Consider the following 19586-nt stretch of genomic DNA (forward strand, 5'->3'; position numbering starts at 1 on the left):
GGACAGCGATGCCCGCCAACACAAGCGCCCCTTCCGCCGAGAAGCCCGGCAAGAAGAAGGGGAGACGCGCCCGTCTGATCGTGCTCGCCCTGGTGCTGGCGCTCGTCGCGGGTGTGGGTTGCGGCGCCTACTGGGGCGTCAGCACCGTTCGCGCCTCCTTCCCCCAGACCACCGGGACGATCACGCTCAAGGGGCTGTCGGGCCCTGTCGACGTCAGGCGTGACGGGAACGGCATCCCCCAGATCTACGCCAACAGCAACGAGGACCTGTTCCGCGCCCAGGGCTTCGTCCACGCGCAGGACCGCTTCTGGGAGATGGACGTACGGCGCCATGTGACCGCAGGGCGGCTGTCCGAGATGTTCGGCTCGGGGCAGGTCGAGACGGACGCGTTCCTGCGCACGCTCGGCTGGCGCCATGTGGCGCAGCAGGAGTACGACGAGCAGCTCTCGGCCGAGACCAAGAAGAACCTCCAGGCGTACGCGGACGGCGTCAACGCCTATCTCTCGGATCGCGACGGCAAGGACATCTCCGTCGAGTACGCCGCTCTCGGCCTCACCAACGACTACCGGCCCGAGAAGTGGACGCCGGTCGACTCGGTGGCCTGGCTCAAGGCGATGGCCTGGGACCTGCGCGGGAACATGCAGGACGAGATCGACCGTTCGCTGATGACCAGCAGGCTGAGCGAGCAGCAGATCAAGGAGCTGTACCCGGCGTACCCGTACGACCTGCACCAGCCGATCGTCCAGCGCGGCGGCGTGAACACCGACGCGAAGAAGTGGGACCCGGCCGCCGATGCGTCGTCGTCCTCCTCTTCGTCTTCCTCTTCCTCGTCCTCCTCCGCCTCGGCGGGTGGGTCCGCAGGCAGTGGCTCGGGCGGTGGTTCGGGCAATGGCTCGGGCGGTGGTGACCAGGGCTTCCAGACGCAGCTCGCGGGCCTCTCCGGTGCCCTCGACCAGATCCCGGCGCTGCTCGGCCCCAACGGCGACGGCATCGGCTCCAACTCCTGGGTCGTCTCCGGCCGCTACACGACGATCGGCAAGCCGCTGCTCGCCAACGACCCGCACCTCGCGCCGCAGCTGCCCTCCCTGTGGACCCAGATGGGCCTGCACTGCCGTGAAGTCTCCGAAAAGTGCGGCTACGACGTCGCCGGCTACACGTTCTCCGGCATGCCCGGCGTGATCATCGGCCACAACCAGGACATCGCCTGGGGCTTCACCAACCTCGGCGCCGATGTCACCGACCTCTACCTGGAGAAGGTCTCCGACACCGGGTACCTGTCCGGCAGCAGGACCAAGCCGTTCAAGGTGCGCGACGAGACCATCAAGGTCGCGGGCGGTGCCAGCATGACCATCACGGTCCGGGAGACCGACCACGGACCTCTGGTCTCCGACCGCAGCAACGAGCTGGAGCGGGTCGGCGAGCGGGCGCCCGTCAGCAACTCCGCTCCCTCCCCCGACCGCGGCCACGGCTACGGTGTGGCGCTGCGCTGGACCGCCCTGGACCCGGGCAAGTCCATGGACGCGGTGTTCGAGCTCAACCGGGCGAAGGACTTCAAGGGCTTCCAGGCCGCCGCGAAGAACTTCGAGGTCCCCTCCCAGAACCTGATCTACGCCGACGTCAAGGGCAACATCGGCTACCAGGCGCCCGGGAAGATCCCGGTCCGCGCCAAGGGCTTCGACGGCTCGATGCCGGTCCCGGGCTGGAACCCGACGTCCGACTGGAAGGGGTTCATCCCCTTCGACGAGCTGCCGTTCGAGTACAACCCGAAGCGCGGCTACATCGTCACCGCCAACCAGTCCGTCGTGGACGCCGGCAAGTACCCGTACCTGATCACCAAGGACTATGGCTACGGCTCCCGCAGCCAGCGCATAAACGACCTCATCGAGTCGAAGACCAAGGACGGCGGGAAGATCTCGACGGACGACATGCGCACCATGCAGATGGACAACAGCAGTGAGATCGCGAAGCTGCTCACGCCCTATCTGCTGAAGATCGACATCTCCGACCCGTACGTCCGCGAGGCGCAGAAGCTGCTGGAGGGCTGGGACTACACCCAGGAGCCGGACTCCGGCGCCGCGGCCTACTTCAACGCGGTCTGGCGCAACGTCCTCAAGCTCGCCTTCGGCAACAAGCTGCCCAAGGAACTGCGCGTCGAGGGCGAGTGCCTCAACGTCCGTCCCGCCGACAGCACGGGCCCGGTCGACGATCTGGACCGGCTGGTGCGCGAGTGCGGCCAGCGGGACGCCGAGTCGGCCCAGCCTGACGGCGGCGACCGCTGGTACGAGGTGGTCCGAGGGCTGCTGAAGAACGAGACCAGCGAGTGGTGGCAGGCTCCGCCGAGCCGTAAGGCGCCCGGCAGCGCGACCCGTGACGACCTGCTCAAGCGGGCCATGGACGACGCCCGCTGGGAGCTCACCGCCAAGCTCGGCAAGGATGTCTCCAGCTGGAGCTGGGGCCGGCTGCACCAGCTGACGCTGAAGAACCAGACGCTGGGCACCTCTGGGCCCGGCGCCCTCCAGTGGATGCTCAACCGCGGTCCGTGGAACCTGGGCGGCGGCGAGGCCGCGGTCAACGCGACCGGTTGGAACGCGGCGGGCGGCTACGACGTGATCTGGGTCCCGTCGATGCGGATGGTCGTCAATGTCGGCGACTGGGACAAGTCCCGCTGGATCAATCTGAGCGGTGCTTCGGGGCACGCCTACAACGCGCACTACACCGACCAGACCGAGAAGTGGGCCAAGGGCGAACTGCTCGACTGGGCCTACGGCGAGCAGGCGGTGGCGGCCGCGACGAAGGACACCCTGGTGCTCAAGCCGTAATCCGCTGCGCCGGGCTGATGCTGCTCCGGGCTGACATTGCACCCGGCTGACATTGCACCCGGCTGATGTCGTGCAGCGCGCCGTCAGGCCGTGAAGCGGCGGACGCCCTCCGGCGTCACCACCGCGTGTACGGGGTGGTCGTGCGGTTCCTCCGGGACCCGAGCGACCACCTCGTTCGCGTACAGGAGCACCACCAGGGCGGGGCTCGCGGAGGCCGCTTCGAGGCGGGCGAGGACCCGGTCGTACGAGCCGCCGCCGCGGCCGAGCCGCATACCGCGCTCGTCCACCGCGAGCCCCGGCAGCAGGACCGTGTCCGCCTCCAGCACCGCCCGGTGGCCGAGCCGCGGCCCGTCCGGCTCCCGCAGGCCGCGCCGCGCGGGCACCAGATGCTCAGATCCCTCGTACACCGCCCAGTCGAGATCGTTGTCGTCCAGGAGCACCGGGAGGAGCACCCGTACGCCCCGGGCGCGCAGCGCGTCGAGCAGCGCGCGGGTACCCGGCTCGCGCCCCACCGACACATAGGCGGCTACCGTACGAGCGGCGGCCAGTTCGGGAAGCTCGAGCGCGCGCCGTGCGAGAACCGTGGAGGCCTCCAGGACGTCCTCGGGGGACAGCAGGCGTCGTGCGTCGAGCAGTTCACGCCGTACCGCGTTCTTTCCGGACATGTCGGTACCCACAGTGACCTCACAAATCCCAGCCAATACGCCTTTATGAGAAGAAAGTTAACCGGAGGCTAATCTTCCGCCCATACGCAACAGATATGGTGCTCCGCATGACTGAGTCGCACCCCAGGATCAGCAAGGCTGTCATCCCCGCCGCGGGCCTCGGAACCCGGTTCCTCCCCGCAACGAAAGCCACTCCCAAAGAGATGCTGCCTGTCGTCGACAAGCCCGCCATCCAGTACGTCGTGGAAGAAGCGGTGGGCGCCGGTCTCTCCGACGTCCTCATGGTCACCGGACGCAACAAGCGCCCCCTCGAGGACCACTTCGACCGCAACTACGAGCTGGAGGAGGCGCTGACCCGCAAGGGGGACGCCCAGCGGCTCGCCAAGGTCCAGGAGTCCAGCGACCTCGCCACCATGCACTACGTGCGCCAGGGCGACCCGAGGGGCCTCGGCCACGCCGTCCTGTGCGCCGCCCCGCACGTCGGTGACCAGCCCTTCGCGGTGCTCCTCGGTGACGACCTGATCGATCCGCGCGATCCGCTGCTCTCGCGCATGGTCGAGATCCAGGAGCGCGAGGGCGGCAGCGTCATCGCCCTGATGGAGGTCGAGCCCTCCCAGATCCACCTCTACGGCTGCGCGGCCGTCGAGGCCACCGGCGAGGACGACGTGGTCAAGGTGACCAACCTGGTCGAGAAGCCCGACCCGGCCGAGGCGCCCAGCAACTACGCGATCATCGGCCGGTACGTCCTGGACCCGGCCGTCTTCGAGATACTCCGCAAGACCGAGCCGGGCCGCGGCGGCGAGATCCAGCTCACCGACGCCCTCCAGAAGCTCGCCGCCGACGAGAAGGTCGGCGGACCCGTGCACGGGGTCGTTTTCAAGGGCCGCCGCTATGACACCGGCGATCGCGGCGACTACCTGCGTGCCATTGTCAGACTCGCATGCGAACGTGAAGACCTGGGCCCGGACTTCCGAGCCTGGCTTCGCCGCTACGTCGCCGAGGAGATGTAGCACTTGAGCAGCACGGGAGAAGTGGCACATTGAGCAGTACGGCAACACCCGGCGCGGGCTCCGACGCGGGTCCGGGCCCGGACCTGTCCACCCGGTCGACCGGCACGTCCACCGGCGCCTCGCTCGCCGACGCCTCGGCCGGTGACCCGTCGTCCGCGGACGCCTCGCCCGCAGTCGACCCGGCCGGTGGCGTGTCGCCCGCAGTCGACCCCGTCGCGGACGCCTCGGCCGCCGCCGATGCCCCGGCCGGTGTCGCCTCGGCTGGTGATCCGTCGGCCGCCGATGCCTCGGCCGGTGATCCGTCGGCCGCCGATGCCTCGGCTGGTGATCCGTCGGCCGCCGATGCCTCGGCTGGTGATCCGTCGGCCGCCGATGCCTCGGCTGGTGATCCGTCGGCCGCCGATGCCTCGCCCGGTGTCGCCTCGGCCGGTGACCCGTCGTCCATCGATGCCTCGGCTGGTGACCCGTCGGCCGCCGATGCCTCGCCCGGTGTCGCCTCGGCCGGTGACCCGTCGGCCGACGATGCCTCGGCCGGCGAAGCCCCGTCCGGTGACACGGCGCCCGGCGGCCGGCCGTCCCTCTGGTCGGTGGACGAGCACCTGGAGGACATCCTCGGCGCGATCCACCCGCTCGAGCCGATCGACCTGCAGCTGCCCGACGCCCAGGGCTGCGTGCTCGTCGAGGACGTCACCGTCCCGGTCGCCCTGCCGCCGTTCGACAACAGCTCGATGGACGGGTACGCGGTCCGGGTCGCCGACGTCGCGGGTGCGGGCGAGGAGTTCCCCGCGGTCCTCACGGTCATCGGCGACGTCGCCGCCGGCAGCGGCGGGCTGACCGGTGGCGGAGAGGTCGGCCCCGGACAGGCGGCCCGGATCATGACCGGCGCGCCCCTCCCGCCCGGCGCCGATGCGGTCGTCCCCGTCGAGTGGACCGACGGCGGCAGCGGCGCGGGAGCGGCCACGACCATGCGGCCCGCCGGTGCCGCGCCCGAGGGCGCGAGCGGCGAGGTCCGGGTGTACCGGCCGGTCGACCCCCGGGCGCATGTCCGCGCGCGCGGCAGCGACGTCCAGGCCGGCGATCTCGCCCTGGCGGCGGGCACCGTCCTCGGCCCGCCGCAGATCGGCCTGCTGGCCGCCATCGGCCGCGGCACCGTGCGCGTGCGCCCCCGTCCGCGTGTCGTGGTCCTCTCCACCGGCAGCGAACTGGTCCAGCCCGGCGAGGAATTGGGCGAGGGCCAGATCTACGACTCGAACAGCTTCGCGCTCGCCGCGGCCGCCCGTGACGCCGGAGCCATCGCCTACCGTGTGGGCGCGGTCACCGACGACGCCGCCGAGCTGCGCGCCACCATCGAGGACCAGCTGATCCGTGCCGATCTGCTCGTCACCACGGGCGGCGTCAGCGTCGGCGCGTACGACGTCGTCAAGGAGGCCCTCTCCTCCGTGGGCGACGAGGACGAGCCCGGCAGCGGGATCGACTTCCGAAAGCTCGCCATGCAGCCGGGCAAGCCGCAGGGATTCGGCTCGATCGGCCCGGACCACACGCCGCTGCTCGCCCTGCCGGGCAACCCCGTCTCCTCGTACGTCTCGTTCGAGCTGTTCGCACGCCCTGCGATCCGTGCCCTGATGGGCCTGAAGGACGTGCACCGCCCGCGCGTGCGCGCCGAGCTGCGCACCACCGGCAAGGCAGTGTCGTCGCCCGCCGGGAAGCGCCAGTTCCTGCGTGGTGCCTACGATGCGGAAGAGGGCACCGTCACCCCTGTCGGCGGCAGCGGATCCCATCTGGTCGCCGCCCTCGCACAGGCGAACGCGCTCATCGTGGTCCCCGAGGACGTCACCTCCGTGGAGCCGGGCACCGAGACGGAGGTGGTCCTGCTCGGGTGAGCGCCGTGCCGTGGCGGTACCGTGTCTGACCACACAGTGACCGGGAGCCACAGCAATGAGCGCGCAGCAAGGACTCACCCACATCGACGAGGCCGGCGCGGCCCGCATGGTCGACGTCTCCGGGAAGGACGTCACCGCGCGCACCGCCCGTGCGAGCGGCCGGGTCCTGGTCTCGCCGCGCGTCGTCGAGCTGCTGCGGGGCGAGGGGGTGCCCAAGGGAGACGCCCTCGCCACCGCCCGTATCGCGGGCATCATGGGCGCGAAGCGCACCCCCGACCTGATCCCGCTCTGCCACCCGCTCGCGGTCTCCGGGGTGAAGCTGGACCTGTCCGTGGCCGACGACGCCGTCGAGATCCTCGCGACGGTGAAGACCACGGACCGCACGGGCGTCGAGATGGAGGCCCTGACCGCGGTCTCCGTGGCCGCGCTCACCGTCGTCGACATGGTCAAGGCGGTCGACAAGGCAGCGGTCATCTCCGACATCCGGGTGGAGGAGAAGACCGGCGGCAAGTCCGGCGACTGGTCGCGCGCGGAGGCCGGGCAGTGAGCCCGCGCGGTGGCGAGGTCCACAGCCACGCCCACGGCGCGCCGCCCCCGCGGGAGGAGCCCGTCCGCCCGGCGCGGCGCGCCCTGGTCGTGACCGCCTCCAACCGTGCCTCCGCCGGTGTGTACGAGGACAAGGGCGGACCGCTCCTCGCCGAGGGTCTCGCGGGCATGGGCTTCGAGGTCGACGGCCCCCGGGTGGTCCCGGACGGCGACCCGGTCGAGGCAGCCCTGAGGGATGGGGTGGCCGCGGCGTACGACGTCATCCTGACCACCGGCGGCACCGGCATCTCGCCCACCGACCGCACGCCCGACGTCACCCGCCGGGTCCTCGACTACGAGATCCCCGGCATCCCGGAGGCGATCCGCGCGTACGGACAGGCGAAGGTCCCCACGGCCGCGCTGTCCCGGGGCCTCGCGGGCCTCGCGGGCCGCACGCTGATCGTCAACCTTCCCGGGTCGTCGGGCGGGGTCCGTGACGGGCTCGCGGTCCTGGCCCGGCTGCTGCCCCACGCCGTCGACCAGATGCACGGCGGCGACCATCCCGGACCGGCGGACCCTGCCGCCCCTGCCGGCGCCACGGGGAGTCCCCACTGAACGCCCCCTTCTGGCCCGCGGTCCTGACGGACGGTGACGTCACCCTCCGTCCGATAAGGCTGCGCGACCAACGAGCCTGGCGCGAGGTGAACCGGCGCAACCGGGACTGGCTGCGCCCCTGGGAGGCGACCATCCCGCCGCCCGCGCCCGGCGGCCCGATCGCCCAGCGCCCCACGTACCGCCAGATGGTCCGCCATCTGCGGGCCGAAGCCAACGCCGGGCGGATGCTTCCGTTCGTCGTCGAGTACCGGGGAGTGCTCGTCGGCCAGCTGACCGTCGCCGGGATCACCTGGGGCTCGATGTGCTCGGGCCATGTCGGCTACTGGGTCGACCGTGATGTCGCGGGCCGCGGGGTGATGCCGACGGCCGTCGCACTCGCCGTCGACCACTGCTTCAGGACCGTCGGGCTGCACCGCATCGAGGTCTGCATTCGCCCCGAGAACGCGCCGAGCCGCAGAGTCGTCGAGAAACTCGGATTCCGCGAAGAGGGGCTGCGCCCCCGCTATCTCCACATCGACGGTGCCTGGCGGGACCATCTGGTGTTCGCGCTCACGGCCGAGGAGGTCCCGGAGGGCCTGCTGCGCCGCTGGCACCAGGCGCGACCCGCGCGGCATGAGAAATAAAATAATTGTTCGAATTCGGTCGGCGCTCGATCACGCAGTGATCCGAAGAATCACAAAAAAAGTCAGTGATATCAGCCAGATCGTGCGACACACCGGGCCAATTGGCCGATGCCCTCGTGCGAACCCCTCTACGGTGTGAAGCGTGAGCAGCAGCGGCCTCATCTACGCAGTCATCGTCGGGGCCTGGGCCGCCTACTTGGTGCCGATGTGGCTCCGCAGGCAGGACGAGCTCAACGAAGCCCGTCCGACGGAACGCTTCAGCACCGCCATCCGGCTGCTGTCCGGACGGGCGGGAATGGAGCGCCGGTACGCCAAGGAGCTGCGAGAGCGCACCGCGGAGGACGAGGCGCCCGCCGACGCCGACCCGGATGCCGAGACGGACCGATTCAGTTCCGTCGACGTCCGGGAGTTCGCCGCGCCTCCGGCGCGCACCGAGGCCCGGCTCGAGGTGCCGGCCGCGGTGCCGGCGCAGGTACCGGCGCAGGTACCTGCGCGCAAGGAGCGTGCCCCGCGGCCCAACGGCTCCGCGGCCGCCGCGCGCGCCCGGCGATCGAAGGTCCTCGCCCGCCGTCGGCGCACCACCGTGATCCTCTTCCTCGCCTTCACCCTCGGCGCGATCGTCGCCGCGGTCGGCGGGCTCGGCTTCCTCTGGGCGCCCGGCGTCCCGGCGGTCCTGCTCAGCGCGTACATCGTGCATCTGCGCGCGAAGGAGCGGCGCCGCTTCATGTACGTCATGGACCGGCGTCGAGCGGAGGCCGCGGCGCAGCGTCTGCGCGAGAACCGCCCGCGCCGGCAGCCGGACGCCGCCGCGGAACCGGTCAAGGAGCCCCAGGACCGCCCCGAGCCGGAACCCTCCCCCAGACTTCGTCCGGGGGGACCCCCACCTGCGGTCTCCCCGCAGGAGGCCGGCCGCCGCGCCCTCGTCGAGCAGACCGACCACGCGGAGTGGGTCGACCAGCAGCGCGACCCCGGCCCCGCCCGCGGCGACAGCTGGGACCCGGTCCCGGTTCCGCTCCCCACGTACGTCACCGCCCCGGTCGCCCCTCGCGCCACCAGCGGCATCGATGTCACAGACCCGGAGACCTGGAGCTCGGCCCGCTCCTCCACGGCCGAACCCACCCCACCCGCCCCGCCGCGCCAGCGCACCACCCCACCCCGCCGCACCCGCGACCACGGCCGCACCCCGCTCTTCGACCAGTACGCGGACGAGGACCGGCCCCGCGCAGCCAACGAGTGAGACCCTCGGCGTGAGCTGCGCCGGGCCTACGGAACCCCGGCGCGGCTGACCAGCGAGGAACGGATTTCCAAGCACCCCGATCGGGATGCTAAGGTTTCACTCGTTGCAAGGGCCTGTGGCGCAGACTGGTAGCGCACCTCGTTCGCATCGAGGGGGTCAGGGGTTCAAATCCCCTCAGGTCCACAACAACAAGTCAGAGCCCCTGTCGGAGAGATCCGGCAGGGGCTTTGTCGTGCCGTACAGCAGCGAAGTACAGCAAGCCGGTCGTCAGGCCGGCGGGGGCGGTCGCCCCCTCCAGGGTGGATCGGACTCCGGTCCGGCCGGTGGCGGGGCCGCCGTGTGGCCGGTGCCGGTGAGGTGGCCGCAGGTGTGTCTGTGGAGCCAGGTTTCAAGAATTGTCGAGGTTGCCGACGGTGACCTTGATGGCGACCAGAAGGCCTGGGCGACCTGGCCCGCCGCTCGGCGATCAGTCGTCCGGAGGGGACGTCCCAGTCGCTTGTCCTCACGCCACACGACGACCACCGGTGGCCGCAGCCGTCCCTGCACCGACCCCGCCGGCTTGATCACGAACTACGGCCGAAGCAACGGGAGTCGACCAACACCGCTGGTCTGACCGGCTGTTGTAGAAGTCTACGAAGAGCCTGCGGGCGCTTTCATGTCTTTTACTCCTGGCTGACTTCGCTCGGTCGGCTGTGTACTCCTTACACAAGTTCCAAAGGAGCAAGGCAAGTTGCAGCCAAGCGAGGGATGAGGCGCCGTGGACTTCCTCCAACCTGCCATATGGGGGAAGCGCCGGCCGCAAAGGCCCGGCATCCGGACGTGACGCCGATCGCGGGCGGTACCGGTGTGATGGTCCAGATCAACATGGACCACCGTCGGCCGACACCTTTGCTTGTTTCTCTCGGTTCTCTCGATCCTCCTGACATCTTGCCGTACGAAGGAGAAAGCCTTGACTGAGACGTTATCCGCTCGGCACGTTGAAATCGCCTGGCCTGATCTGGGTATCACCGTTACCGCAGAACTCGACGATCGCAACCCTGCGCTGGCCGATGCGCTGTGGGAGGCGCTGCCCTACCAGAGTCTGCAGGGACACGCGCTGGTGGCGGGAAGCCATCTGTACCACGTGGCACCGATCCACTCGCTGCTGCATCTGCCCGCGTCTCACCGGATTCCTGATCGACGCGAGGCGCCCGACGGGACCGTGTTCTGTTCCGCGCTACAGCATCTGGGCATCAAGTACGGCACGCTGACCGAACCGATGCCGGCATCCCCTGTGGGTCGGATCCGGTCGGAGGACATGCCGGGTCTGCTCGAGGCCGGACAGGCGGTATGGGATGCGGTCTATTCGACGAAGAAGCAAGTCCTGGTGGAGGTCCGCAAGGCAGGCACGGGAGGCGGCCACAGCATCCCCCGTCCGACCGCCGCCGACCCCGACGCGAACCACCTGATCCACGACGTGTTCACCGAGACCGAGCGGATCTGGCTGTCCGAACCGCCCGAGCTCGCCGATCTGCACCGGGGGTTCATCCCGTCCGGGGCCGGGAGCTTCGAGACGGTTCTGCCCACCCTTCTGTTCGTCAACGGTGAGACCCGCCCGCTGGGGTATGCCACCTACGGCGGCCTGGTCCGGGCCGCGGTCCAGGGCATGCCGATGGATTCTCTGCGCCAGATGGCACGCCTGCTGGTCGGTATCCCGGCCGAGTTCCTGGGCTACTGCGGTCTGGAGAAGCTGTGGGACTTCACCCAGCGCTTCCTGTCCTGCCTCGACCACCTCGACCGCGACGACTTCCTGGCCGTGGTGAGCCAGATGGCCCTCTACGTCAACTGCCTGGGCGGCTGGAACCTGCACCTGTTCCCGTGGGACACCGGAGACCACCTGCGCCAACAGCGCCCCGCTGAAGTGACCCGGCAGTCATGAGCGCTCTGCCCCAACGCACGGACGCCCTCGTCATCGGTGGAGGAGTCATCGGAACCTCGATTGCGTGCCATCTCGCCGAGGCCGGCGTCGGCACCGTCCTGCTGGAACGCGGCACGCTCGGATCGGGAGCGTCCGGGGCCACCGCGGGTGTTGTGCGGACCTACTTTCCCGGCGACCCCCACACCGGCAGCCTTGCCGTTCGTAGCATGGCGGCGTATCACGCCTTCACCGAGCGGACCGGAACCCCCCTCGGCCTGAAGCGTGTCGGCTTCCTGGTGGTGTTCACCGAAGAGCACCAAGTGGAGGACTTCCGACGCACCCAAGCCGCCCAGCAGGCCGCAGGAGTGGCCGTCGAACTCGTGACCGCATCCGATGCGGTGCGGCTCAACCCGCTGCTCAGCGAGCGCGCCGTCCTGGCGGCAGCCTGGGCGCCCGAGGCCTACGCCTGCGACCCCGCCGCGATCGTGCGCGGCTACGCCGCAGCCGCCCAGGATGCCGGCGCCGTCCTGCGCACGGAAACACCCGTCACCGGCATCGACCCCGACGGGCAGGTCCACACCCCCACGGGCATCATCCTCGCCGAAACCATCGTCTGCGCGGCCGGCCCCTGGTCGAGAGCGGTCGCCTCCATGGCCGACGTCGACCTCCCCGTGACCACGTACCCCATCGAACTGCTCCTCACCGACGCGCCCGACGCCCCGCTCGCCACCCTGCCGATGACCCTGCACGCCTCCTCCGGCCTGCGGATCCGGGCATGGAAGGACCGCATCCTCATCGGGATGGGCCGCCCCGATCCGGACGAATCCCGGCAGGCCTGGCTCCAGAGACTGTCGCACCAGCTCAGCACCACCTACCCGGCCCTCGACGGCATCCGTCTTCGTCGCGGGTGGAGCGGATCCTTCGACGGCAGCCCGAACGGGACCGCCTTCATCGGCCGGCATCCCTCCCACCCCTTCCTCTACGCGGCAGGGTTCTCCGGCCAGGGACTATGCCAAGCACCCGCAGCCGGAGAGATCATCCGCGACCTCGTGGCCGACAAATAGCCCTGGACCGACACGGCCCGCCTCTCCGCCGACCGCTGCCAGAGGTCGCAGAGCCGCCGACGCATTCGTGATGACGAAGGCTGCGCAACAGAGAAGGAAATTGTCATGATTGTCTTGGGGTGCAACGGTTTCACTCGCGTCTCGGAAGTCTTCGCCGAGCACTTTGGCGCGGTCGGCACCGAACGGCACTACCTCCTCGGCCACGACGCGGGTGCCTCGCTGCTGGTGGACGGCGAGCTGGTCGCTGCCGTGGAGGAAGAGCGGCTCAACCGGGAGAAGAAGACCTCCGACTTCCCGTTCAACGCGGTGAAATGGTGCCTTGAACACGCAGGATTGAAATTCTCTGACGTCGACCTCATCGCCATCCCTTGGAACTTCTCCGCCGAGGTCTTGGACCAGATGCTGTTCGGCATCACGTCCACGCCGATGGCGCCCTCGGCGAAGCTGGATCTCATCGGTGACATCGGCAAGCTGTTCACCGAAGTCGTCAGCCACGACGCGATCCTCGCCGACTTCGCCGCACGCACCGGCTTCACCCCCGATCCGGACAAGGTGGTGTTCGTGCCGCACCACCTCGCCCATGCGATGACCGGCTACTACATGGCGGGTATGAAGGACACCGCGTTCCTGGTCAGTGACGGCCGCGCTGAAGTGTTCTCGTCGCTGACGGGCGAAATCCGCAACGGCCGGATCCGCGTCTTCGACGAGTCGACCGTCGGCGCGGAATATTCGATCGGGCTCCTGTTCGGCGCGATTACGCGATACCTGGGCTTCGTGCCCAACAATGACGAATACAAGATCATGGGCCTGTCCGGATTCGCCAAGCCCCCGGCACCGAACCCGTTCCTCGAGCACATCGTCGAACTGCACGAGGACGGGCGCTACACCTTCTGCAGGCCCCTTGAGACGGACAACCCTCGCAGCTTCGACCCCCTGTTGGAGCAGCATTTCGGTCCTGTGCAGGACACCATCGAGTACAAGGCCCGTGTCGCCGCCGCGGCACAGGAGATGCTGACCGTCGTCACGAGCCACCAACTCCGTGCACTGGAAGCCAAGACGGATCTGAACCACTTGCTGTTCGAAGGCGGCGTGGCGCTGAACTGCCTCAACAACACCCCGCTGCTCGAGGGGTCGCGGTTCGGCGACATGGACGTGAGCTTCGGCGCCAGCGATACGGGCATCGTCATCGGCGCCGCGGTCCACGCCTGGCTCAACCACCCGGACAGCGCCGGCAAGGAGAAGTCCGCGCCGCCGGTCACTCCGTACCTCGGACCCGAATACGACGACTCGGCGATCGAGCAGGCCCTGCGGGAGTTCGGTGGCCGAGTGGAGTGGAGCAGGCTGAGCGATGACGAGGTCGTCGATCAGGTGGCGGAACTGCTCACCGAGAAAGTTGTCATCGGCTGGTACGAAGGCCGGATCGAGCACGGCCCTCGGGCATTGGGGCACCGCAGCATCCTCGCGAACCCGAAGTTCCCGGATATCAAGGACATCATCAACACCAGGGTCAAGCATCGCGAACCGTTCCGCCCGTTCGCACCGCTCGTGCTTGAGTCGGACGCACCGAAGATCTTCGAAATGGGCCGCAAAACCCGTTCGCCGTACATGACGTTCGTATTCCCGGTGCGGCCGGAGTTCCACGACGTGATCCCAGGCGCGACACACGTGGACGGCACCTCCAGGGTGCAGACGATCAACGACTGGGACACCCCGCGGCTGGCAGCTCTGCTGCGCCGGTTCACCGCACTGACCGACGTCCCCTGCCTGATCAACACCTCGTTCAACGTGGCAGGCGAGCCGATCGTATGCACCCCGGCCGACGCGTTGAACTGCTTCCTCGGAACGGAGATCGATTACCTCATGCTCGGCAACTGTCTCGTCACGAAGGCGGAGGCTTCCTGATGACCGGCCAGACCTCTCCCGCCCGCACCCCGCAGGACCTCAATGAGGCGATCACCGGCGGGATCGGCGACAGCCCCCTGCGGCCGGACGGAACGCTCAAGGTGACCGGGGAGTACGCCTACTCCTCGGATCTGTGGGCGGAGGACATGCTCTGGGGCGCGACACTGCGCAGCCCGCACCCCTATGCCCGGATCAACTCGATCGACATCGGTCCCGCGCTCAAGCAGCCCGGTGTGTACGCGGTGCTGACCCACAAGGACGTCCCCGGCGAGAACATCTACGGCCTGAAGGTCTCCGATACGCCGGCGCTTGCCGAAGACGTCGTGCGCTACCAGGGCGAGCCGGTTGCCCTGATAGCGGCCGATCACCCGGAGACGGCCCGGCGCGCGCTGGCAAGGATCGTGGTCGACTACGAGGTGCTGGAGCCGGTCACCGACCCGGAGCGGGCCGCGCACGACGACACACTGCCCAAGCTGCACCCCGACGGCAACGTGGTGCGCTACCAGCCGATCATCAAAGGCGACCCGGAAGCCGAGGCCGACGTCGTGGTGTCCGATGTGTACACCATGGGCATGCAGGACCAGGCCTTCCTCGGACCGGAATCCGGCCTGGCCGTCCCGGCCGAGGACGGTGGCGTCGACCTGTTCCTCGCCACCCAGTGGCTGCACGTGGACCAGAAGCAGACGGCGCGGGCGCTCGGGCTCCCGGTGGAGAAGGTCCGCTTCACCATGTCCGGTGTCGGCGGCGCCTTCGGTGGCCGCGAGGACCTGTCCATGCAGATCCACTGCTGCATGCTGGCGCTGTACACCGGCAGGCCGGTGAAGATGGTCTACAACCGGTTCGAGTCGTTCTTCGGACACGTGCACCGGCACCCGGCGAAGATGTACTACGAACACGGGGCGACCAAGGACGGCAAGCTCGTCTACGTCAAGGCGAAGATGTACTTCGACGGCGGCGCGTACGCCTCCAAGACCCCGGTCGTGGTCAGCAACGCGACTTCGCTGGGCGTCGGGCCGTACGTGGTACCCAATGTCGAGATCGAGGGCTGGGGCCTGTACACGAACAATCCGCCGTGCGGCGCGATGCGTGGTCTCGGCGCCGTGCAGCCGGCATTCGCCTACGAGTTGCAGATGGACAAGCTCGCCAAGGCGCTGGGCATGGACCCGGTGCGGCTGCGCCGGCTCAACGCCGTCGAAGAGGGCTCGACCATGCACACCGGGCAGGTGCTGGATTCCCCTGCGCCGGTCGCCGAGCTGCTGGAACGGCTCGAAAGGATCCCGCTGCCGCCGGAGAACCGGACCGTGCCTGTGGACGTCCGGGAAATGCCGGGCGGCGTCTCCAACATCACGCACGGCGAAGGCATTGTGCGGGGCGTCGGCTACAGCGTGATCATCAAGAACGTTCCCTACGCGGAAGGTGTCGACGACTACTCCACGGCCCGGGTGCAGTTGCAGGCCATCGGCGGCGAACCGGTGGCGATGGTGCACACCGCGGCGGCCGAGGTCGGACAGGGCCTGGTCACCGTGCAGCAGCAGATCGCCCGCAGCGAACTCGGCGTGGAGCGGGTGAACATCCACCCGGCCGACACCAACGTCGGCGACGCGGGATCGAGTTCGGCCTCCCGGCAGACCTACATCACCGGCGGTGCCGTCAGGAACGCGTGTGAAGCCGTCCGCGAGGTGGTCTTCGACCGTGTCGCCCGGCGTTTCGGCGAGAACCCCGCGGATCTGTCGCTCACCGGCGGAAAGGTCGTATCCGGAACCACCGGTTTCAGCGCCGATCTCGTCGATGTGCTCGGCGATGACGTGATCGAGGAAACCAGGGAGTACCACCACCTCCGGACATACGCGATGGACCCGGTGACCGGACAGAGCCGGCGGGTACACGTCCAGCACGCTTTCGCCGCGCACCGGGCGGTGGTGGACGTGGACACCGACTTGGGCCTGGTCAAGGTCGTGCAGCTGGACTGTGCGCAGGACGTCGGCAAGGCGATCAACCCGGACGCCGTCGTCGGGCAGATCCACGGTGGTTCCACACAGGGGCTCGGCCTCGCCGTGATGGAGGAGATCCAGGTCAAGGACGGCAAGATCCGCAACCCGTCGTTCACCGACTACCTGATCCCGACCATTCTGGACACGCCGCCGATGACGGTGGACGTGATCGAGAGGGCTGACCCGAACTCGCCGTACGGCGTGCGTGGTGTCGGCGAACCGCCCACCATTTCCGCCACTCCGGCGGTCGTGAACGCCATCCGCAATGCGACGGGGCTGAACCTGACCCACACCCCCGTCAAGCCGGAGCAGATCTGCGGCGTCCAGCCGTGATGATCTCCCGCGAGTGCCGCCGGCAGCGGTGATCCGAAGGCGGCACCTGCGGGGCGCCACTTGTTGCCCCGGGTGCGGTGTCCCGCACGGGCAGAGCACCCGGGGAGTCCCCAACCATCCCGGAAAAGGAGTAACCATGACCGCGCACACCCAAGAAACGAGCGTCCAGGAACTCGAGCGCGCCTGGCTGAACGAGGCGATCAGACTGGCCACCAACAGCGTGTCGAACGGCGGCGGTCCGTTCGGCGCACTGGTCGCCAAGGCCGGCGAGGTGGTCGCGATCGGCAACAACCAGGTCACCGCGAACCTGGACCCGACGGCGCACGCCGAGGTGAGCGCGATGCGTGCCGCCTGCAAGCGGCTGGACACCTTCTCGCTCGAGGGCTGCGTCCTGGTCACGTCGTGCGAGCCGTGTCCGATGTGCCTTTCCTCCGCGCTGTGGGCGCGAGTCGACCGGATCGTCTTCGCCGCCGATCGGCACGATGCCGCGGTGGCCGGTTTCGACGACCGCAAGTTCTACGACCTCTTCGAGAAGAAGCCCGCGTCGATGTGGCCGATGGGGGTCGAGCATCTGGACCTGCCGAACCGTACGGCGCCGTTCGACGCGTGGCTGGCCAAATCCGACCGCGTCGACTACTGAGAAGGAGTTCCCGTGGAGATCAAACGGAAGCACACGATGCATCACTCGACGATCCTCGACGCCGATCCGGACACCGTCTGGGCCGAGGTCCGCGACCCCATGAAGCTGGTGAAGATCGTGTCCGGGCCTGCGGTGAAGGACGTGAGCTGGACCGAAGGGGGCGCGGTCGAACGGGTGCCGTCACGGTATGACTTCACGCTGGTGTTCAACGAAGGCCTCGTCCAGCAGGAGGTCGCCGGACGCAACGAGGTGGAGCGGGCCTCCACCTACCGGGCCGTCGCGCCGACGATGGGTATCGACGGCTATGCCGCCACCATTCGCGTCCGGCCGGTGACCAACGATCCGGCCCGCAGCTTCTTCGAGTGGTCACGGGAGTTGACGGTCGCCGACGGTGCCGATCCCGAAGTCGTCGACGCGGTCATAGCCATGATGGAGAAGCAGACCGACTCCGTCCGGGACCATTTCGCGTCGCCGAAGGAATAGCCGACTGGTGAACGAGGCGATGGACGCGGGGCTCGCGGGGCGTGAGCGGGAGCCGGGGGCTACGGCGGAGTTCGATGCCGGGGCCGGGGCCGGGGCCGGGGCCGGAGACGGGTCAGAGGTCGAGCCGGCGGTCGAGGAGGCCGCTCCGGCCGCCTCCGGCCGGCCGGCCGACAGGGGCATGCCGACGACGCTCGTGCTGCTGCGGCATGGTGAGACGCCGCTGACACCGGAGAAACGGTTCTCCGGTAGCGGTGGCTCGGATCCGTCGCTGTCGGAGGCCGGGCGGCGGCAGGCCGAGGCGACGGCGGCGCTGCTGGCCGCCCGCGGCAGCGTGCAGGCGATCGTCGCCTCACCGCTGCGGCGCTGCCGGGAGACGGCGGGGGCGGTTGCCGCGCGGCTGGGCCTTGACGTACACGTCGATGAGGACCTGCGGGAGGCGGACTTCGGCGTCTGGGAAGGGCTGACCTTCGCGGAGGTGCGCGAGCGCTACGCGGATGACCTGACGGCGTGGCTGAAGTCCCCGGCGGCGGCGCCCTCGGGCGGCGGCGAGCCGTTCGAGGCGGTGGCGCGGCGGGTGGCGGTGGCGCGGGACGTGCTGCTGGCGCGGCATGCGGGGGGAACGGTGCTGGTCGTCTCGCACGTCGGCCCGCTGAGGACGCTGGTGCGGATGGCGCTGGGTGCGCCCGCGGAGTCGCTGTTCCGGATGGAGCTGGCGGCGGCGTCGCTGTCGGCGGTGGCGTACTACGCGGATGGGAACGCGTCGGTGCGGCTGCTCAATGACACGGGGCACCTTCGGTAGGCGGGGGCCTTTCGCGGGGTTCGCGGCCGAGGCTTCCCGAGCTCCGCGCGGGGCGTCCTGGGCTTCGCGCAGCCGGAAGGGCGGCACCCGTCCCGTCCAGCCCGGCCGGCTGCCCGAGGCGTGGCCTCACTCCGGTACCGCCGCCCGGCACTCGCCCATCAGCCCCCGCTTTGTGCAAGGCGCGGACCTCGCCGAGCCACAGGGACAGGTCGGTCGCCGCCGTCGAGTCGGACGGACACCATGCAGGCGACGTGCTCGACGTGCTCGACGTGCTCGGTGAGTTCGGCGAGTTCGGCGAGTTCGGACAAGGGGCCACGGCGGCGAGACGGCTCGCGACCGCGCGGTCGGCTTCCACAGAAGCCGTTGCGTCCCGGCGGGCCCGCTTTCCGCCCTCACCGGGTTCTGCGGAGTGCCGGCCCCCACCGGCCTACGATCGCAACGTGAAGCCGATATCCAGGGCCGTGCGCATCGTCGTGTCGGACCGTGCGCGGCCGTCCGCCTTCCCCGGGCACCCCTCGTCGTACGAGATCACCGACCCTGACGAGGTACGGGAGTTGGTGGCCGTCCTGGCGGAGGCGCCGTCGCCGCCGGGCGATTTCGTGTGCATGTGCCAGGAGGATTACGGGCTCACGCTGTACGACGCTGCGGACCAGCGCATCCGTCGCTACGAGGGGCACTGGCCGGAGCTGCTGGATCCCGCGGATCCGGGTGGCATTCCCGGACGTCACCGGGCCGCTTGGGCTGCGGCTGCCCCGGAGCCGCTGCGGGCGTACGCCGAAGGGTGGGCCCGTGGCGAGACCCCCGGCCCCGGCATCGCGCGGTCGGCACCGCTGGGGCTGGTGTTCAGGTGGCTGGGGGCGCGGCCGGACGGTGGGGATGCCGCGCGGGTGGTGGCCCGTCGCGCGCCGCTCGCGTTGCTGGGCGCGGCGGCGACGGACGAGCTGGCCTGGGCGGTGCGGGAGACCGACGCGGCCGGGCTGGACGGGGCCGTGGACTTCTTTGCGAGCGAGGGGTTCACGGGCCGTCACCCGAAGAAGCGCCGGGTCGGCGCCACGGCGCGGGAGCTGTTGCTCCGGCACGCGCGCACACGCCGCCCCGAGCAC

The 19586-nt window shown here is 69.6% G+C and carries 15 protein-coding genes, 1 tRNA gene and 1 pseudogene; 16 read left to right on the forward strand and 1 reads right to left on the reverse strand.

Annotated features, from left to right (window positions below; genetic code table 11):
• Positions 1–8 precede the first annotated feature (8 nt).
• Complete coding sequence (locus tag ACWGI8_RS08125) at positions 9–2819, forward strand: penicillin acylase family protein (protein ID WP_453659289.1); 2811 nt, start codon at positions 9–11, stop codon at positions 2817–2819.
• 83 nt (positions 2820–2902) lie between these two features.
• Here the strand turns inward: ACWGI8_RS08125 and ACWGI8_RS08130 are convergent, their stop codons facing one another.
• On the reverse strand, positions 2903–3484 hold the full coding sequence (locus tag ACWGI8_RS08130) for a 5-formyltetrahydrofolate cyclo-ligase (RefSeq protein WP_453659290.1): 582 nt from the start codon (positions 3482–3484) through the stop codon (positions 2903–2905).
• A gap of 107 nt (positions 3485–3591) precedes the next feature.
• On the opposite strand from ACWGI8_RS08130, the gene galU reads away from it, so the two are divergent.
• From galU to ACWGI8_RS08205, 15 genes and pseudogenes are all read left to right on the forward strand, one after another.
• On the forward strand, positions 3592–4494 hold the full coding sequence (galU, locus tag ACWGI8_RS08135; protein ID WP_453659291.1) for a UTP--glucose-1-phosphate uridylyltransferase GalU: 903 nt from the start codon (positions 3592–3594) through the stop codon (positions 4492–4494).
• Positions 4495–5081: 587 nt separating this feature from the next.
• The gene (gene glp / locus ACWGI8_RS08140) at positions 5082–6374 is read left to right on the forward strand and encodes a molybdotransferase-like divisome protein Glp (RefSeq protein WP_453659301.1); all 1293 of its coding nucleotides are present in this window, start codon (positions 5082–5084) and stop codon (positions 6372–6374) included.
• Positions 6375–6429: 55 nt separating this feature from the next.
• Entirely contained in the window at positions 6430–6921 is a 492-nt protein-coding gene (moaC, locus tag ACWGI8_RS08145) for a cyclic pyranopterin monophosphate synthase MoaC (RefSeq protein WP_453659292.1), read from the forward strand.
• A gap of 83 nt (positions 6922–7004) precedes the next feature.
• Positions 7005–7514 (forward strand): MogA/MoaB family molybdenum cofactor biosynthesis protein, encoded by a 510-nt coding sequence (locus ACWGI8_RS08150; protein WP_453659302.1) that lies wholly within the window; start codon positions 7005–7007, stop codon positions 7512–7514.
• Positions 7511–8137, forward strand: a complete 627-nt coding sequence (locus tag ACWGI8_RS08155) for a GNAT family N-acetyltransferase (RefSeq protein WP_453659303.1) — start codon at positions 7511–7513, stop codon at positions 8135–8137. Before ACWGI8_RS08150 ends, ACWGI8_RS08155 begins: the two co-directional genes overlap by 4 nt.
• 142 nt (positions 8138–8279) lie before the next feature.
• The gene (gene sepX / locus ACWGI8_RS08160; protein ID WP_453659293.1) at positions 8280–9374 is read left to right on the forward strand and encodes a divisome protein SepX/GlpR; all 1095 of its coding nucleotides are present in this window, start codon (positions 8280–8282) and stop codon (positions 9372–9374) included.
• Positions 9375–9483: 109 nt separating this feature from the next.
• Positions 9484–9557 (forward strand) — tRNA-Ala (locus tag ACWGI8_RS08165).
• 709 nt (positions 9558–10266) lie between these two features.
• A complete protein-coding gene (locus ACWGI8_RS08170; RefSeq protein WP_453659294.1) occupies positions 10267–11292 on the forward strand; it encodes a cucumopine synthase-related protein in 1026 nt (341 codons plus the stop codon).
• Positions 11289–12335: an NAD(P)/FAD-dependent oxidoreductase gene (locus ACWGI8_RS08175; RefSeq protein ID WP_453659295.1), complete on the forward strand. Its 1047-nt coding sequence runs from the start codon at positions 11289–11291 to the stop codon at positions 12333–12335. The genes ACWGI8_RS08170 and ACWGI8_RS08175 overlap by 4 nt, the downstream gene beginning before the upstream one ends.
• A gap of 105 nt (positions 12336–12440) precedes the next feature.
• Positions 12441–14237 carry a carbamoyltransferase family protein gene (locus tag ACWGI8_RS08180; protein ID WP_453659296.1) on the forward strand — a complete coding sequence of 599 codons (1797 nt, stop codon included), beginning with the start codon at positions 12441–12443 and terminating at the stop codon, positions 14235–14237.
• On the forward strand, positions 14237–16561 hold the full coding sequence (gene pucD / locus ACWGI8_RS08185; protein WP_453659297.1) for a xanthine dehydrogenase subunit D: 2325 nt from the start codon (positions 14237–14239) through the stop codon (positions 16559–16561). The genes ACWGI8_RS08180 and pucD overlap by 1 nt, the downstream gene beginning before the upstream one ends.
• 136 nt (positions 16562–16697) lie before the next feature.
• Positions 16698–17201, forward strand: a complete 504-nt coding sequence (locus ACWGI8_RS08190) for a nucleoside deaminase (protein WP_453659298.1) — start codon at positions 16698–16700, stop codon at positions 17199–17201.
• Positions 17202–17237: 36 nt separating this feature from the next.
• A complete protein-coding gene (locus ACWGI8_RS08195; protein WP_453659304.1) occupies positions 17238–17684 on the forward strand; it encodes an SRPBCC family protein in 447 nt (148 codons plus the stop codon).
• Positions 17668–18483: pseudogene (locus ACWGI8_RS08200) on the forward strand (histidine phosphatase family protein); the annotation flags it as partial. The gene ACWGI8_RS08195 and the pseudogene ACWGI8_RS08200, both read left to right, overlap by 17 nt.
• A gap of 440 nt (positions 18484–18923) precedes the next feature.
• Positions 18924–19586: hypothetical protein (locus ACWGI8_RS08205; RefSeq protein WP_453659299.1), on the forward strand; the 663-nt coding region annotated here is incomplete at its 3' end.

It is taken from the genome of Streptomyces sp. NPDC054841 (genome assembly GCF_053611045.1).

What these genes read in the sequence shown, in the direction of transcription:
- ACWGI8_RS08125 (WP_453659289.1), top strand. Translation starts at nt 9, where the DNA reads ATGCCCGCCAACACAAGCGCCCCTTCCGCCGAGAAGCCCGGCAAGAAG.
- ACWGI8_RS08130 (WP_453659290.1), bottom strand. Translation starts at nt 3,484, where the DNA reads ATGTCCGGAAAGAACGCGGTACGGCGTGAACTGCTCGACGCACGACGC.
- galU (WP_453659291.1), top strand. Translation starts at nt 3,592, where the DNA reads ATGACTGAGTCGCACCCCAGGATCAGCAAGGCTGTCATCCCCGCCGCG.
- moaC (WP_453659292.1), top strand. Translation starts at nt 6,430, where the DNA reads ATGAGCGCGCAGCAAGGACTCACCCACATCGACGAGGCCGGCGCGGCC.
- ACWGI8_RS08175 (WP_453659295.1), top strand. Translation starts at nt 11,289, where the DNA reads ATGAGCGCTCTGCCCCAACGCACGGACGCCCTCGTCATCGGTGGAGGA.
- ACWGI8_RS08180 (WP_453659296.1), top strand. Translation starts at nt 12,441, where the DNA reads ATGATTGTCTTGGGGTGCAACGGTTTCACTCGCGTCTCGGAAGTCTTC.
- pucD (WP_453659297.1), top strand. Translation starts at nt 14,237, where the DNA reads ATGACCGGCCAGACCTCTCCCGCCCGCACCCCGCAGGACCTCAATGAG.
- ACWGI8_RS08190 (WP_453659298.1), top strand. Translation starts at nt 16,698, where the DNA reads ATGACCGCGCACACCCAAGAAACGAGCGTCCAGGAACTCGAGCGCGCC.
- ACWGI8_RS08195 (WP_453659304.1), top strand. Translation starts at nt 17,238, where the DNA reads ATGCATCACTCGACGATCCTCGACGCCGATCCGGACACCGTCTGGGCC.